This is a genomic window from Halostella salina (assembly GCF_003675855.1).
Lineage (GTDB): Archaea > Halobacteriota > Halobacteria > Halobacteriales > Natronoarchaeaceae > Halostella > Halostella salina.
On sequence record NZ_RCIH01000002.1, the window covers coordinates 382,337 to 398,510 of the forward strand.

Consider the following 16,174-nt stretch of genomic DNA (forward strand, 5'->3'; position numbering starts at 1 on the left):
GCTCCCCTCCCTTAATTCGTCCTTTTCGCATGACGATGTCTCGATGGATCTCACGATGTGCGGCCTCCTCGTGGAGAAAGCTGAGGAGATGGCGAAGCTCTACGCTAAACACAGGGATTGGACAACGGTTGAGGATCGTTGGTTCGAGGAGAGACGTGATGGTCGGAGCACTCGTGGGAGTTCGCGCAAGATTTATCGGGTATTGAGTTCCCGTTTCAAAACCGCAGACAGGTCACTGCCAGCGATTTCCCGACTGCCGTCGATCTTCGATCTCTGTGGAGGGAAGCGGGACAAGGCACAGGTACTGTATTTTTATCTCATCGAGGATGACCCGCTCGTCAAATTCGTCGTTCACGAGTACGTCCGCCGACTGCAGGAACGCGGTGTGGGGGGACTTGATTTTGAACAGGATACCGTCGAGTCGCTTCTCAACGAGTTCCACTATTCGGACGGGGAGCAGTTCGACTACGCAGACTCGACCACCGCTCGCTGGGGCGAAGGACTTCGAAGCGTGATGCGAGAGATCGGTGTTATCGAAACGCAGCAAACGTTACAAGGCCAAACTCCGAACATCAGCGAGATTCCGCTCCTCGTCGCGGCGGGCTACTCTTGGGAGAATGCTGGAGACGAGTGGCTTTCCCAACCTCGCGGTTGGCTCTATCTCTTCCAGCCGGAGCAGTACTGGGAATCGCTGGCTGAACGTGTCGGCAACCATCCCGGCTGGGAGGCAAGTGGCATCCACGGAGAGTTGCGCCTTGAGCCGGTTGACGACACGTACGGTTGGGCCGAACCGATGGAGGAGGATATATGACGAACGAATCGTGGTTCACCGCCGATGTCGGCGCCGACTTTGAGGAGTCCGTGCGGATCGACCGGGAAGACGATGGCCGCGACCATCGGCTGGACTCCATTGACACCTACCATGTGACCGACGAGGCCGAGGACTTCATGTCCGACTTCCTCGCACGGTTGCTCGGTCGTTCGGAGGACATGCGGTCGGGAGCAAACTACTGGCTCTACGGATACTACGGTAGCGGGAAGAGTCACCTCCTCAGCGTGCTTCGCGGCCTGATGGACAGCGAGTGGCTTCGCCGGCGAGACGACATCTGGGGACAACTGACTGACGGGCGCGATCTGTCGACGCTGCAGACGACGTGGGACTCCATTCACGACGAGTACGAGGTCATCCCGATCTCGGTGAATCTCCTGAAGCACCAAGGGCAGAAGGAACTCAGCTTCAGTGAAATCGTCCTGCAGGCCGCCCACACGTCGGAACGCCTCACCGGCGTCGAAGGCGGGCTCTCCCCCCAGCTTGACGTGGCATACTTCGAGGACTGGTATCGGACGACCGACGCGTGGCCCGACCGTACGACCCACGCTCGAGCTGCGCTTCGCGATACCGTCGCCAACCCGGACAAGTACGACTGGGAGGACGTCCAGCAGTACAACGCGCTGGCCGACGTGGTTCTGCCGACGCTCTTTGAGAAGGAGACCGGAACGGCTGATGGATTGGACGACCTGACTCCCTCGGATCTCGATCCCGAGGCGATGGTCAGCCGGCTCGAACAGCTGCGAAGCGACCGGGAGGACGAACTCGGGCGGCCAGTCAAGCTCGTCCTGTTGCTCGACGAGGTGAGCCTGTTCATCGGAACCGACTTCGACCGCCTGACCGAACTGCAGACGCTCGCGGAGAGCGTCGACGAGGTCGGCGACGGCGACATCCAGTTGGTGGCGACCGCACAGGCCAAGATCGAGGACGTCCAGCCGCAGTTCGCGGCTCGCGGTGCCGACTTCAGCATCGTCAAGGATCGGTTCCCCCACCGGTTCGGACTCCCGAGCAGACACGTCGGGGAGATCTCGACCCAGCGGCTGCTCAAGAAGACCGAGGACGGCAGACGGGCAACGGAACGCGTCCTCGAACGCACCAGCAACGAGCCGGAGACGCTGCTCGTGTATTCGGGCATCGAGCAGAACACCGAACCGCCGCTGGACGACATCGACCGTGAGCGACTACTCGACTTCTACCCGTTCCTGCCGTATCAGCCAGCGCTCTTCCTCGAGATTCTCTCGAACCTCCGGCAAGAGGCCCGCGATCCCGCCAAGTCGATCTTCTCGGGGACGGCACGGGCCATTCTGGCCCTCGTCCACGGCCTTCTGCAGGAGTGGATGGAGGCCGGCGAGGAGGCACACCTCGTGTCGCTGGTTGATTTCTACGACCTCATCGAACCGGAACTCGAAGACATCACGCCGCAGGATGTCGCGGTCATCGAGGAGATCGAGGAGCAACACCGGCAGGGCGAGCTGGAGAAGATCGACGTGGACGTCGCGAAGGCCGTTCTGCTCCTCCAGCACGTTCCCGAGACGATTCCGATGTCCGAGCGGAACCTCGCGGTGGCCATACTGAGCGACCTCGACGGCCCGACCCAGTTCCAGATGGAGAACCGGGTCGAGGACTCGCTCCAACGTCTCCGGAAGTTCATCCGGCCGACGCACGACGAGACCGGGCCGAAGTACGCCTTCACCCACCCGGAGGAGCGGGAGATCATCGAGGCCGCCGAGCAGAACCTCGACGATCCCGACTGGGATGCCATCATCGAGTCCGTCGACAGCTACCTCTGGGACGATGTCGTCCGCGATCTCTCGCTTCCGACATCTGTCGAGTACGCCGACACCGGCGAGCAGTACCCCGTTCGCTACGAGTTCAGCGTTGACGGCATCGCGTTCGACACGACCGTCGAGGCCGACGACGCACTCGATGTCGAGGTCGCCATCGAGGGGCTGTCACCCGAGGTGTCAGAGGTCGACTATGATGGGAACCCACTCGAATGGACGATCAGCGAGGACGGTCTCAACGATCTCCGCGACACCCTCATCGAGTGGTGGTCGCTCAGGGCCGCCGTCGGCGACCACACGCTCCCGCAGTCCGTGGAGCGCGACCTCTCCGAGCGGGCAACTCGTGTCCGAAGCAAGCTCGTCGAGGCACTCAAGAGCGGCTCGTTTGCCGTCAAGGATCGGACTGACCTTCGTGTACTGGCCTCGGCGGTCGAAGAGTTCGTCGATGTTCGCTATCCCGACGACTTCCACCCCGTGATGCTGCAGATCGGCGATGAACACCTACAGGAACTCCGAGGACTCTCGGCCCAAGACCCGCTGCCCGCGTGGGCCCAACAGATCGAGGTTGCCACCGAGGATCCGGAGACTCACGGCGGTTCCATCCAGAACAACGTGCGGGCATTCACCGGCCAGCAATTGAAGCAGAGCGACGGTAGTCTCGCGATGAGTACTGTCCTTGACGGGATCGTAGAGAAAGAAGAACAGCAACGCGAGAAGACCTCCGAACTCGCAGTGTACGACGATGCCCGCCCAGCGTTGTGCGCCATCATCTGGGGACTTTGTCGCAAGGGCGACTTCCTCCCAGTCGACGAGACTGGAGACTCACTCGAACTCGATACCATCATCGATCTCAGTAAGCTGACGACTACACGTCTTGCTCTTGGAGGTGAGGGTGAAGGTCTACGGCAGATACTTGAGTCAGGTGGGTTCCTCGACTCAACCGAGACAATCCCCGACGGGCTGGTAAGGCTTCAGTCAGCGAACGACACGCTGGCCAGCCGCCTCGGAAGCCTCATCGAGGACGTGCAACTGGTCGCAGAAAGCGACGTCCAGACGCAGCACGTTCAGGGTCTGCTCGACTCGTTCGTCGACGCTCTCGAAGACAAACAACAGGACGCTAACGACCGCCACGAGGCCGTCAAGTCTCGCGACACCGACTGGCAGCGGGTCGTCGAAGCCACCAACGATGCCCAAGAGTGGTACGACGATGCCAAGGAGGTGTGGAATCTCCGCCTGCCGGCACTTGCACAACTCGACGCCCAGCTCACTCTCGCTCGACAGTCCTTCGACTGGCTGACCGACGAGTGCGAAACTGCCAGCCGGAAACTTCGGGATAATATCGCGGAGTACGACGACGAGTGGTGGACACACGACGGATGGGACATGTTCAACGATTCCCGTACTGTCTCGCCGTCCTTGGACGACGCCATCGAGGACGCATGGCAGACGTTCCAGAACTCGACTGACATAAATACACTCGTTCGCGAATTCGATGACCACCCGTGGATACGACCGCCGAGCGAGTTCGGATCGAACGTCCGCCCTGCCTTCGAAAACGAATACATCACGCCGCTTCGCCGTGCTGTGTCGTGGTACGAGGACATCTCGGAGGCCGTCAGCACCGTGACTGGCGGTACGACGGGGACTGAGGCGGATGCCTTCATTCGTGCGACGGACACGCTGGTCGACACGGAGCCACTCCGCGTGGTCACGGGCAGTGAGATCAGCGAACTGCGGGCCACGTTCGAAGAGTTGCAGACGGTCGTCGGCGACCAACAGCCGTCGGAAGTCACTGCAGTCGGTGTCCTCCCGTCGGATCGGGAGTCGCTGGACGCTGAACTCGAGCGATTAGCCGAACGGCGCGATCTCAGTATCGAGCGGACGGAGACGGGGGTGATCGTCCGATGACGAGCAAGCGGCCGCTCCACGACTTCAAGGAGCGGCTCGCACGATTCGCAGACGGGCGTCGCGGCATTCGGAATCCGTTCGTGATCGTCCCCGTTCAGCCGAAATACGAGCGACGCGTCGCTGACCGCCTCGTCGAGTGGGCGGACAACCCACACGAAACCGAGGGTTTCCCGACGGACGGAACCGTGCAAGTCCTCCGGCTTGACGAGTTGCTCGTGGAGACCGATGTGTTCGACCTCGCGGTTGACCTCGGTGAGGAGGCCGAGCCAGCGACGATCGAAGACACGATGCAAGACCGACTCGCTGAAGAGTTGGTCGAGGTCATGGTCGAAGAAATCGCCTCTCCCGACCAGCAGCGACACGTGGTCATCCTGACCCATCTCGGCAGTCTCTATCCGTTCACGCGGGCCTCGGAGTTGCTCGACGAACTCGACCGCCGCAACGTCCAGTCGACGATCGGCATCCCGTTCCCCGGGGACATCGTCGGCGGGAAGCTGAGCTTCTTCGGCGAGGAATCGCGCAACTACTACCCGGCTCACCAGATCGACGGCCGCATCGAGGAGGTGCATCTCCAATGAGCGACCACCGAATTCACGACATCTTCCAGCAGTCACCGACCCGCGAACTCGAGGAAGTCCAGAAGGTTAACGCCAGAGCGCAGGCCGAGAACGACGTTCGCGAGTTCTACGAGACCGACAGCGCACGGAGCGTCCTCACTACGCTCGGCAACCTCATCGACAAGTACCCTCAGGAAGAGTCGCGCTTCCTCTACATCTCCGCGACGTTCGGATCGGGGAAGACCCACCTCCTGAAGCTCGCCGGATTCGCCGCCGACACCGAGTCGGAGTTCGCTGACCTCGGTGAGGAACTGGCGAGTCGGTGGCCGGGGTTCCAGTCGTTTAGACAGAGCATCGCCGACTCCCACGTCGACCGCCTGAAGCCGGTCTTCCTCAACCTCCTCAACAGAGACGCGTCACAGGAGCCGCCACTCCCCTACCTCATTTACGAGGCCATCGGCCGCGAACTCGGGTATCCGACTGATCCGAACTGGCTGCTCGAATGGGCGTGGCAGCTGGACATGAACCACGGCGACTGCTGGGAGCAACTGCAGGAGATCGAATACGACGGGCGAACGTTTGACGAGGTGTACGACGAGCGGGCCTCGCTGCGGAGCTGGCTCTATGGGGCCGTTCCGACACTCGACGACTCGCCGTATCGCTCCAGCGACGAGGTGAAGCAGTCGATCGATACTGCGATTGAGGAGGTCGATCCGGACGAATTCGACCCGGACGAACTCGTCGATCGGGTCGAATCGGCACAAGAGGCCCTGAGTACGCCCGAGACAGAGACGGAGCTGCTGATCGGCCTCGACGAAGTGGCGCTGTTCATCGGCGACGGCCGCCACCGCTATCGGGAGTTCCAAGAGACGATGGAGGCCCTGACCAACCCCGCGACGGGGCCGAACCCACCCATCGTCGGGACGGGCCAGTATCCCTTCGATCGCATCCACGGGGAGTTCGAGGACTCTGACGTCACCGACGAACCATGGTGGGGCGAGCAGGAGCCGCTGGAGGGGGCCGATACCGAGATCATCGTCCGCAAACGATGGCTCCAGAAGGACGGCGACGGCGAGCAGGCGGTTGACGCGGCGATTCAGGCGCTTCCCGACCTCACGCTCGATACGTACGCGGACATCACGGGCGCGGATCCCGATGCAATCGAGTCGTACCCGTTCCGCGAGTACGACCTCGGACTGTTGCGCACGGTGATCCAGCAGCTGATGCCGCGTGGCCGCGTGACCGAGGAGGAGTACGTGCAGGGGCGAGCCCTGCTCATCCTCGTGCGGTCGCTGTTCACGCGGTTCGAGTGGGGCGAGAAGTCAGTCGGCGCCCTCGTCACGTGGGACGAGTTGTACGACCTGCTGGTCGAGGAGACGACGTACGTCCCGCTGTGGGTGCAAGAGATGGTCGAGAACAAGCTCGTCCCATCCGCGGGCGGGGATAAAGATGCGTTCTCGGTGCGGGTCGCGAAGGCGCTGTACCTCCTGAATCAGGTGCGCTCGGAGGTGCCATCCACGCCGGCGAACCTCGCCCGACTGATGGTGGAATCGACCGACGCATCACTCGAAGAAGTCCAAGACGATGTCGAGTCGGCGCTGGCCGACCTCGTCGAGGACAGGAAGGTGCTGACCGAGACGAGCGACCGAGGTGACGAGGAGTACCTGCTCGTCTCCGAGGAACAGGAAGACATCCTCACGCGGGCAAAGACGCGTGCCCAACAGATTTCGTCGCACCGGCTGTCGGCCAAGCTGGAGACGTACCTGCAGGAGGGGAGTGACCACCTCCTCTCGGCAGGCAGTCGACACGAGGTCGACCTCGACGGCGAGCGCCGGGTGCCGCTCCGGTTCGATTACTCCGTCCTCGATCCGATCGAGCAGGCTCCCACGCCGGAGTTCGATGCAATTCGCGTCCGGCTGGTCGCCGACCGCCCCGACACGGTGGCCGATCAGGTGGATGCGTGGCAGTCGACCAACGAGGGACAGGACGGGGGCGAACACGTCCTCGTGGCCGTGGAGATCTCGGAGTCCACTGTCGAGCGTCTGCGGGACGTGATGGGGATGCAGGAAGTCCTGTCGGAGGAGACAGAGACGTATCCGGACTTGGAGTCCGACCACCGCGACGATCAGCGTGCGCTCGAATCGACGGTACGCGACCAGCTCGACGAGGCCGACATCTACGTCCGAACCGGAGACACGAGGGGTCGTTACGGCGACGTGTTCGAGCAGGTCGTGACGAATCAGGTGCAGTCTGTGTTCGGCCAGACGAGGCACGCTTTGACGAACGGGATCACCGAGGTCGACGATGCGAAGCAGATGGCGCGGTTCTTCCGCGGTGTTGACGACTGGCCGCTGTCGAGTGAGGATGCCGTCACGCTCGGCGTGGATACCGACCGGGGGGAACTCGCGGACGGGTGGTGTCAGGAGTTCCTCGATGACTACGAGAACACGCAATCGCTCCGCGGTGAGGACTTGCTCGCTCAGACCGTCCAGCGCGGGGGCAAATACCGCGGGACACCACGGGAGTCCATCGCGGCGCTGCTGATCACGCTCGCCACGGCCAACGAAATCGCTCTCCGCCGCGACGACGAGTACATCACCGAGCCCGAGGAGATCGGACGGGCGGTCAGGAACAAGACGAATCTGACTAGCCTACAGATTCGATTCGAGTCGCTGGACGGTATCGATCCCGACCAGATACGGGAGATCGTCCGGACGCTCATGAGCGAGTCACCGGAGGGTAGTGATCCGGACGCGTGGCTCTCGGAGTTGGCAGACTGGGTCGAGGAGAACAGCGTCCTCGTGAAACGCATCCTTCGGGGCGTGAGCAGAGAGTTCGGCGAGGGTGCGTCGCTGGACGAGCTTGAGGACGCCCTTGAGCCGGCACTCGGCGGAGAAGGGCTTGAGACCGAGGACTTCGCGACCGATGCAGTCGAGCGACAGGCCGAACGGTTCGCTCGTGCCAGAGGGCTATTCCGCCCAGATGAAGACGATCAGACGCTGTGGGAACGGTTCAGCGATCGGACGGCCGAGATGCAGCGACTCCACCCCGGAGCAGATGTCACCGGCGATATGCAGAGCATCGCTGGCGGTAACGAAGTGCCCGACGCTGAGCGACTGCGGACGTTGATCGACGAGGCAGACGCCCACAGGCAGCGCGTTGTCCGCGAGCAGTACGAGCGCATCACCGGCGAGGTGCCAGCCGACGAGGGGCCGGAGAGTGTCGTCTCCAGTCTCGTTACGTGGCTCTACGCCCACGACGGGAGCAGCAAGGAGATCGCCGACCGCGTCTCCGTCGAATTCGAGGGTGTGACGATCGACGACCTATACGATCTCTTCGAGACGGCGTGGGAGGGCGGGTCGTTCTCAGAGGAAGAACTCGTCGACCCATCGGTCGTCCAGCAAGCCGAGCGATACAAGAAGGCACGACGCCTCCTCGAAGCGGCTGGGGGTGAAGCCAGTCTCTGGTCGCAGCTCCGTGACGCTTCGAGTCAGCTTGAAGAGGAGTATCCGAACCACCCGGTCACGAGCGACGTGGAGGAGACGCTGTCTCGATCACAGCCGCCGAGCGTGGACGAGGTGAAGCAACTACTTGAGGAAGCCGATGATCCATTCAAGGTCGATGAGCGGCTGGCTGAACTCGCCGATGAACTGCAGGCCGAGTACCCCGGTCACGAACTGACAACGGAAATTGTCGACGCCGTCGAAGGAACCAGTCCACCGAGTGACGAACGTGAGAGGGAGTTGATTGAGGATGCCGAACAGTTGCTTGAGGGCGTTGATGAGCAGTTGCGGCGGATTCGAGAGACGATGAACGAACTCGAAGACGGCTCGGTCGTATTAGTGGAGTCTATGGACTGAAACTGGCTGTTTATGGCTGGGAACCTGATCACTTGGAATCTTGTTGGTTCCCTCGCCACCGGTAGTCTCACAGCTATTGTGACTGTATTTCTGACATTCCTTTTCTATAAAAGACGGGATAAAATACGGTCGTTACGGGCAGTTCAAAGTGAGATTGAGCAGAATAGAGAGATAGCTAAGGATTTGAAACCATATCTATCTCAAGATATTAAATGGTCTGTATCGAATTCTGAAAGAACGGATAGTCTCGGGCGGTTCCACACCTCTGCATTTCGATCAGCATTGAATAATGGTGTGTTGATGACTATTCAAGAGGAGACTCGGGATTCGATTCTAAACCATTATCAAGATATTGAGAAAATTAATGATCAAATCGACTATCGAGAACAATTGCGGGCTGGTTCCGGGCGATCGATGGGGAGCTACCGGGATAGACGAGTTAGTTTGAATGTCCTCATACTACAATTACTACAGAAGCAACTCTCGGAAGATCTGCGAGACCAGTTAGAAGAAGCTCTTGAAGATGTAGAGGATTCTCCAACAGCGGAATTCGTCTCACCGGGGGATACAGTTACTTTCGACGAATTAGAAACGCAGATTGATGGTGAACTCCAGTCTCACCGGTTTCTAAGAAAAGTTATCTGATCCTAAGTTTTGGTCGCTTGTACCCCCGTGTTGATCATCAGATTCCCATAAAACGTAGGAGGGGAACGACCTCTTATCCAGCGTCTTGCTTTGAGAGTGAGATATACTGCTCGTCTGTGAGCGGCGAGTCAAGATGATCATCGTTGAAGAAGCGGAGTACAGCCCACACATCCCGCTTATCGTCCATTTTAATCGCCATTTCACCGTCGTCGTTCTCCTCGAATTTCACATCCGTGTCGAAGTTGTCACGGATGTACGTCGCATCGTCCGAATCCAGCTCCTCGTACGTTCCACGCTCGTGGACTTTGTACATCAATCGGAGAACGCGATTGTTCCCGTAGACGGCGTTCTTGAACATCTCGAAGTCGTGGAAGGGGATATCCGTCTCATCGATAGCATCGATAACCTCGTCTGCACAACGCTCGTATTCAGCGAGATAGTCGAAGACCTTCTCGAACTTCGACTGGTTGAAAATATACATCAACTCGTCGTAATAGATAGCGTCAACTCGGTCAGGAATCGAGATTAGGGATTCATCGACCTTTCTGTGCTTTTCGCTCCCGACCTTCATACGGGCCCAAGACGTCCGTCCCATAATCTGTCGACGGCTGTAGTGAAGGAACGCGATCGCCATCTCATCGTTGTCCTCGTCTCGAAGGCGGATCGCTTGGAACTCTGGCTTCGGTGGTTCAGTATACGTGGTGTGGCTAAACCGTTGTCCCTCAAGCAACCGCTCGAAATTGTCGAATTGAGGGATGTTTTCGCTGGATTCGTACTGAACGAACGTCTGATCTCGATCTCGATTTTCGAGGCTATACTCCGAGAAGCGGATGCTATCGTTTTCTAGTGCAGATTGCTTGTTTTCCACCTTGTCGCGCAACAGCTCCTCCAGCTCCTCAGGAATTTCTTGATCTAACGAGATACGTTCGAAGTTATAGTCGTATTCCTCGTCGCTGCTCTCGTCTAAACGAGCCAGCAGGAGATCAATCCCGAGTTCGCTTGTATCGATATCCTCAATCCGTTGCAGAAAGTCAACCAGTCTATCGAATTGATCTCGAGCTTCGCTCCGGCTCGCCGAACTCATTATCTTGTAGTGATATACACGTCGCTACTTATTCTTGCGGTGTTGATTGTTATGTCATTACCATCCAGACGGTCTTTAGTGAGCAGAATTCGCCTCTCGTGTTCCGTCTCAACCTCGTACACTCGATAGCGGAAGGCGACCAGTACAGGATTGACGAAGAGGCGGTTCGACCGGATCACGATTGCTGCGACTGTGACGAACAAGACCAGAAACGCCGCTACGTCGAACACGTTAGAGAACTCGAATACGATGAACGGGAATATGTAGACCAGTAGGTATTCTGTGAACATATCTGACCGGTTTCTATACTGTTCTATCTCACTCAGTTGGCCCTGCCGCGTACGATTCATCCGTATCATCAGGGCCAAGAAGACGACGCTGACGACGGTGAGAATGACAGAGCCAATCGAGAGATAAGACAACTCGACAGGGCCAACTCCGACTGGTTCGAGTCGGTACCCCAAAATCGAGTGGACAGCGTCGTGGGCGCGAAGGGCGACGATGATGTAGAGCGGGCTATAGGAACTTAGGAATAGGACGATCTTGGCCCAGCTCGGTATGCGCCCCATTAGGTGCTATAGATTCTATTCGGAAGTCAAAGTCAGTTTTGTATCAGCTATGTAACCCAATTCGGCGAGAGAAGTAGATCTTGGTTCGATTACCGGTATGTGGGGTGATTAATGGACAATCTTCAAGGCATCTCCGAGGGTCTGAACCAAACATCGACTGACTCTCATATGGAAGGGAATTCTACAGCTCAACGCAAGGCCCAGCTCGACAAGGAAGAGCGCGAGCATCTCGAAGATGTCGTCACCGAGATGCGCGACCGCGTCGAGGCGAACGTTCGCTACCAACTCGAAGAGTACGATCTCGAAGAGCGTCCCGACGAGGATGCGTCCCTGAGTGACGGGGAGGAAGACCTCGTTGAGGCCATCGAACTCGAAGCCGTCGACGGAAACGACTGGAATGACGGCTACGAGCAGTACATCACCGGCGTCGGCTACACCATCGTCAATCGGCTCGCTGCCCTTCGCTGTATGGAGGTTCGTGACTTTATCGACGACGAGGTGACGCGATTCCGTGAGGATGGACTCACGCCGGCGGCCGACCGGCTGGTCACCGAGGAGTTTATGCTTGAAGAAGAGGCTGTCCTCGAGGCCTACCGGAACGCGTGCGACGACCTTGCCGAGGAAATAGAGATTCTCTTCGACCGCTCATCTGCCTACAGCCTAATCGACCCCGACGACGACACCTACGAAGACCTCTGTGGGATGCTCGACGAGGTTTCCGACGAGGTCTGGCGGGCTGACGACGTGCTCGGCTGGGTCTACGAATACTACAACGTCAAGCTCCTCGACGATCTTCGACGGAAGGGCGACCGCGAGGGGCTGGAGCCCGAAGACGTGCCGGCGGCGAACCAGTTCTACACGCCGCACTGGGTCGTGCGGATGCTCACCGACAACTCCCTCGGCAAACTCTATCTCGAAGATCGAGGGGAGCTACAGGATACCGTCGAGAGACAGGACTCGATGTCTCCCGACGAGCGCAAGAACCGCCCGCTCTCCCCTGACGAATCCCCAGACATCGCGGACTTCTGCACCTATCTCGTTCCATCTGAAGAGGAAGGGGAGCCACCGGAGTTCGACGGCCCCGAGGACATTCGCGTCATCGATCCGGCTTGTGGTAGCGGGCACTTCCTACTGTACGCGTTCGACGTGCTGGAGCGCATCTACCGAGCCGAGACCGACCTCGACCACGCGGAGATTCCCCGGGAAATTCTGCGGAACAACCTCTACGGCGTCGACCTCGACATGCGGGCCTGCCAACTCGCCGCGTTCAACCTCTATCTGAAGGGCCGAACGCGTGCCGAGGCCGAGGGCGCCAACGGCTTCGATATGCCGGAGGTCGGCATCGTCTGTGCCGACGCGAAGGTGGCCGACATCGAGGGCGTTGAGGAGGTATTCGACGAGGTTGCCGATGGAAAGTCCGACGTGGAGGATGCTCTCCGTCGTATTCTCGATGCATTCGAGGAAGTTCACGGCCTCGGGAGTCTACTGGATGTTCGTGGGACATTGGGCGATCTCTTTGAGGACGAAGTTGATGAGGGGAGTGTTCAGATCAAGTTGGACGACGATCCTCGCGAAGATCACACTCTTGGCCAGATACTCCACAGTCTACGTGGGGCCGTAGACCAGCACCGGGAGGGAGACTCGTTCTTGGCGCAGGACTTGCGGAGCTTCGTGCGGCTGCTGGACGTGCTGGCGCAGGACTACGATGTGGCGTTAATGAATCCGCCGTATGGCTCTGATAACCGTATGCCTGCTTCCGTGACTGAATATGTCGAAAGTCACTACGGGTACAGCTCCGAGTTCTACATCAACTTCTTCGAAGTATGCGACCGTATTACCCTTGATAACGGACGTGTTGGAATGCTAGTTCCCCGTTCGTTCATGTTCAAACAACGCTATCAAGATTTCCGAACTGACTTTATTGGGGATAGGGGGAGTTTTGATTTCCTGTCTGAATTTGGCATCGGCGTATTAGATAATGCTACTGTCCGGACGGTCGGAACGGTTGTACGGACGGGCGTCAGTCAGGCGGATAGTGGTACATTTATCCGATTACACGATGTTGAAACGTCAAACAAAGAATCCCAATTCTTGGAGACGCTCTGCGATAGAACTGGGGATATTACCAGATATTTCGAGATAGAATTGTCAGAGTTTGCCAAAGTTCCCGGTAATCCGATTTCCTACTATACACCCGGTGAGGTTCGAGAGTTACATAACCGAAATCTGAAGATTGATGCAGAGCAAGCCGAAACTGGAGGTACTTCTGTATGCAAGGCACGACAAGGACTTACTACTGCTGACGACTTTCGATTTATTCGATCCCACTGGGAAGCCAGCAATCTTGAACTCTTCAAGCCAATCTCCAAAGGTGGGTCTAAGGCATGGGTCATACCCCAGATTACTGAGACAGTCGAGTGGGGAGAGAGAGGAGAGACGATTAGGCGCTCTCCGGGCGAATATCGGACAAGGAACGAAGAATTATATGGAAAAGAGGGACTGACGTGGACTTATATAAAAGAAACTGGGAGAAGATTTGGTTACTTCCCTTCAGATGGGCTGTACAGTAATACTGGTTATATGTTAATCCCAGACCGGGATATATCAATCGACCGTTTGCTGTCCTCGATCAATTCAAGCCTATATCACAGCCTGATTCTATCAATGACGACGGAACGTCATTGGAACTCAGGTGAAGTTGGTAGTGTTCCTTGGCTCGAAGAATTGGAAGAAGTCGATGAGCTTGAACAGAAATCTCTGGAACAACAGAGGTTGGTAGTGCAATCAAGAATGACTGAACCAGTGAGCCCATATTACGTGGGCCCATCGTTGCTTCCCTTTGATGCTCAGGACTTCGATTACTTCTACGAACATCCACATACGAACGCCATCGAGTCTAAGTTGGATATTGATATAGAGACAAGAACCGCAACAGAATCGATTACCAAATTGGCTCGAGAAAGTCGGAAACAAGACCTCAAGCGCCAACAGCGTCTCGAAGTCCTTTCTGACGATATTGATGAGGCCATTTTCGAAGCTGTTGGGATTACAAAAGAAACACGAGAGGATGTTAAATCCGAAATCTTCCTTAGAACCTCCGAGAGCCCCGAAGACCGCGAAGTCGCCGACCCCGAATCCGTCCCAGAAGTTCCCAACAATATAGACGAGCAGGTCAAAGACCTCGTCCACCACTTCGCAATGGAAACCGTCCGCGAGGAAGATGACGGCATCATCCCACTCGAAGGCGCAGACGATCAACCCGATATGCTCGACCGAATCGTCGAGCGATTCGAGGGTGCGTATGGCGAACACGCCGAAGACCGTCTCGTCGAGGTTGACGACATCCTCGGGGCCGAATCCGCCGGCGACGAGGCCTACCCCAACCTCCGGTCGTTCATCGAGGACGACCTCTTCGCCTACCACGTCGACACGATGGAGAATACGCCCATCATCTGGAAGTTCAGCACAGCCCGACTTCTCGCCGACGCGACGGGCGAGGGCTTCGCGTGCTTCGTCGACTACCACCAACTCGACGCCAGCCTGTTCGACCGGTTGAGCAACCAATACCTCGAACCACGGAAGGCCGAACTCCGCGACCGCCGGTCGGCAGCGAACCAGCGCCGGAACGACGAGTCACTTTCCACGAGTGAACGCGCCGATGCAACCGAGGAGTTCGAGTTCTGTTCGAGCGCCCTCGAACAAATCGCCGAACTCGAAGAGGTGATGCAGGAACTCGGCTCCACCAGCGAACGGGAGTTTGATGACGATGACCGAGAACGCGTCAGCGAGCTGGCCCCCAAGGTCGCCAAGTTCCGTGAAGAAACCGCCGAGCGCATCGAGACGCTCGAACAGCTCCGCGAAATGAACGGTGAGGAGTGGTTCCAAGATACCTTCTCCGATGGCTTCTGGGACAAGGTCGATGAGTGGCGCGAGGAGTGGCTGGACGCCCTCGAAGAACTCGAACACGCCTGCGAGGCGTACGCCAAGCCCAGCGACGAGCCCGTTGAGGCGCATCTCGCTGACCTCTTCGACTACTTCAACTGGCGGCTCAAGGGCTCGGATCACTACTCCAGCACCGGCATCCTCTTCATGACCTACTACTTCGAGCGCGAGGGTGCGGAGTTGCTGAACGAAGATGGGGTGCCCTTCGAGAACTTGACCGAGGACGAACGGATGCTTGCCTCGCTCGCGACGGGGGTAGACGACGCGTCCATCATCGACGAGGAGTATCTCGAACAGGTTGCGGACGATGAAGATGTCGATGATGTCGATGATCTACTGCCGCTAGCGGAGTTCAAGGCGCTGGCCGAAGAGATCGACGACCGTTGCCAGACCGTCGATAAGCGGATTCCCTCTGATTGGTCTGATCGGGCGCTGTCGGAGATTACGACCGTCGGCTACCAGCCGAACCAGAAGCACGGCGTTGCAATCAATATCACGCCACTGTCCGAGAAAAACATCGTTCCCGAAATCGTTGAGGACAAAGTCCTGTAGGTGGAAACGATGGGTAACGAAGTCGAATTTCCGGTCGGGAAAGCAATTCTCTCGATGCTTTTCGGAGCGTCACTATTCCCGATTACTTACCCTATCTCGTACTTTCTGGGATACCTCGACATACTGAGTTGGAACTCCGTCGTGACGTGGGGATTCTTGGGGCCTATGTTCTTCGTCGGCATCCCAGTTGTGCTGCTTGATTTCCCTGAGAAGCTTGCGGAGCGACTCACCGTTTACTGGATGATTGTGGCTGGCATCGGTTGGGCGACACTCATTATCACAATGCAGTTTTTCAATTCGGACGTGCCAGAGTCACGTATGAACGTGTACGCGATGGGAGCGACGCTAATCGTTGTTACTTCGGCTATCTCTCTAGCGGCTTATCTTGACTACACCGACGCACCAGTCGACGAATACCTCGATAATCTTCGAACAAGTTGAAAA

General features: G+C 57.9%; 9 protein-coding genes. 7 read left to right on the top strand and 2 right to left on the bottom strand.

All coding sequences use genetic code 11. From position 1 onward, the window contains the following. Window positions 1-43: 43 nt before the first annotated feature. The 5 genes from D8896_RS05245 to D8896_RS19235 are packed head-to-tail and all read left to right on the top strand — an operon-like array spanning window position 44 to window position 9,583. Complete coding sequence (locus tag D8896_RS05245) at window positions 44-811, top strand: BrxA family protein (protein WP_121821033.1); 768 nt, start codon at window positions 44-46, stop codon at window positions 809-811. After that, window positions 808-4,521, top strand: coding sequence for a hypothetical protein (locus D8896_RS05250; RefSeq protein ID WP_121821034.1), 3,714 nt, complete (start codon window positions 808-810; stop codon window positions 4,519-4,521). Before D8896_RS05245 ends, D8896_RS05250 begins: the two co-directional genes overlap by 4 nt. Further along, entirely contained in the window at window positions 4,518-5,099 is a 582-nt protein-coding gene (locus tag D8896_RS05255) for a BREX protein BrxB domain-containing protein (protein ID WP_121821035.1), read from the top strand. The genes D8896_RS05250 and D8896_RS05255 overlap by 4 nt, the downstream gene beginning before the upstream one ends. Continuing rightward, a complete protein-coding gene (locus D8896_RS05260; RefSeq protein WP_121821036.1) occupies window positions 5,096-8,938 on the top strand; it encodes a hypothetical protein in 3,843 nt (1,280 codons plus the stop codon). The genes D8896_RS05255 and D8896_RS05260 overlap by 4 nt, the downstream gene beginning before the upstream one ends. A gap of 12 nt (window positions 8,939-8,950) precedes the next feature. Beyond that, entirely contained in the window at window positions 8,951-9,583 is a 633-nt protein-coding gene (locus D8896_RS19235; RefSeq protein WP_162991457.1) for a hypothetical protein, read from the top strand. A gap of 73 nt (window positions 9,584-9,656) precedes the next feature. Here the strand turns inward: D8896_RS19235 and D8896_RS05265 are convergent, their stop codons facing one another. Then, a complete protein-coding gene (locus D8896_RS05265; RefSeq protein ID WP_121821037.1) occupies window positions 9,657-10,667 on the bottom strand; it encodes a Kiwa anti-phage protein KwaB-like domain-containing protein in 1,011 nt (336 codons plus the stop codon). Beyond that, window positions 10,667-11,236: a hypothetical protein gene (locus tag D8896_RS05270; RefSeq protein WP_121821038.1), complete on the bottom strand. Its 570-nt coding sequence runs from the start codon at window positions 11,234-11,236 to the stop codon at window positions 10,667-10,669. The genes D8896_RS05265 and D8896_RS05270 overlap by 1 nt, the downstream gene beginning before the upstream one ends. Before the next feature lie 168 nt (window positions 11,237-11,404). Here D8896_RS05270 and pglX point away from each other — a divergent pair, with 168 nt between their 5' ends. Together pglX and D8896_RS05280 are read left to right on the top strand one after the other, a co-directional pair. Then, complete coding sequence (pglX, locus tag D8896_RS05275; protein ID WP_121821039.1) at window positions 11,405-15,730, top strand: BREX-5 system adenine-specific DNA-methyltransferase PglX; 4,326 nt, start codon at window positions 11,405-11,407, stop codon at window positions 15,728-15,730. Window positions 15,731-15,739: 9 nt separating this feature from the next. Further along, window positions 15,740-16,171 carry a hypothetical protein gene (locus D8896_RS05280; RefSeq protein WP_121821040.1) on the top strand — a complete coding sequence of 144 codons (432 nt, stop codon included), beginning with the start codon at window positions 15,740-15,742 and terminating at the stop codon, window positions 16,169-16,171. Window positions 16,172-16,174 lie beyond the last annotated feature (3 nt).

Excerpts from the sequence above, each read along its gene's own strand:
- D8896_RS05245 (WP_121821033.1), top strand. The coding sequence starts at position 44 with ATGGATCTCACGATGTGCGGCCTCCTCGTGGAGAAAGCTGAGGAGATG.
- D8896_RS05250 (WP_121821034.1), top strand. The coding sequence starts at position 808 with ATGACGAACGAATCGTGGTTCACCGCCGATGTCGGCGCCGACTTTGAG.
- D8896_RS05255 (WP_121821035.1), top strand. The coding sequence starts at position 4,518 with ATGACGAGCAAGCGGCCGCTCCACGACTTCAAGGAGCGGCTCGCACGA.
- D8896_RS05260 (WP_121821036.1), top strand. The coding sequence starts at position 5,096 with ATGAGCGACCACCGAATTCACGACATCTTCCAGCAGTCACCGACCCGC.
- D8896_RS19235 (WP_162991457.1), top strand. The coding sequence starts at position 8,951 with ATGGCTGGGAACCTGATCACTTGGAATCTTGTTGGTTCCCTCGCCACC.
- D8896_RS05265 (WP_121821037.1), bottom strand. The coding sequence starts at position 10,667 with ATGAGTTCGGCGAGCCGGAGCGAAGCTCGAGATCAATTCGATAGACTG.
- D8896_RS05270 (WP_121821038.1), bottom strand. The coding sequence starts at position 11,236 with ATGGGGCGCATACCGAGCTGGGCCAAGATCGTCCTATTCCTAAGTTCC.
- pglX (WP_121821039.1), top strand. The coding sequence starts at position 11,405 with ATGGAAGGGAATTCTACAGCTCAACGCAAGGCCCAGCTCGACAAGGAA.
- D8896_RS05280 (WP_121821040.1), top strand. The coding sequence starts at position 15,740 with ATGGGTAACGAAGTCGAATTTCCGGTCGGGAAAGCAATTCTCTCGATG.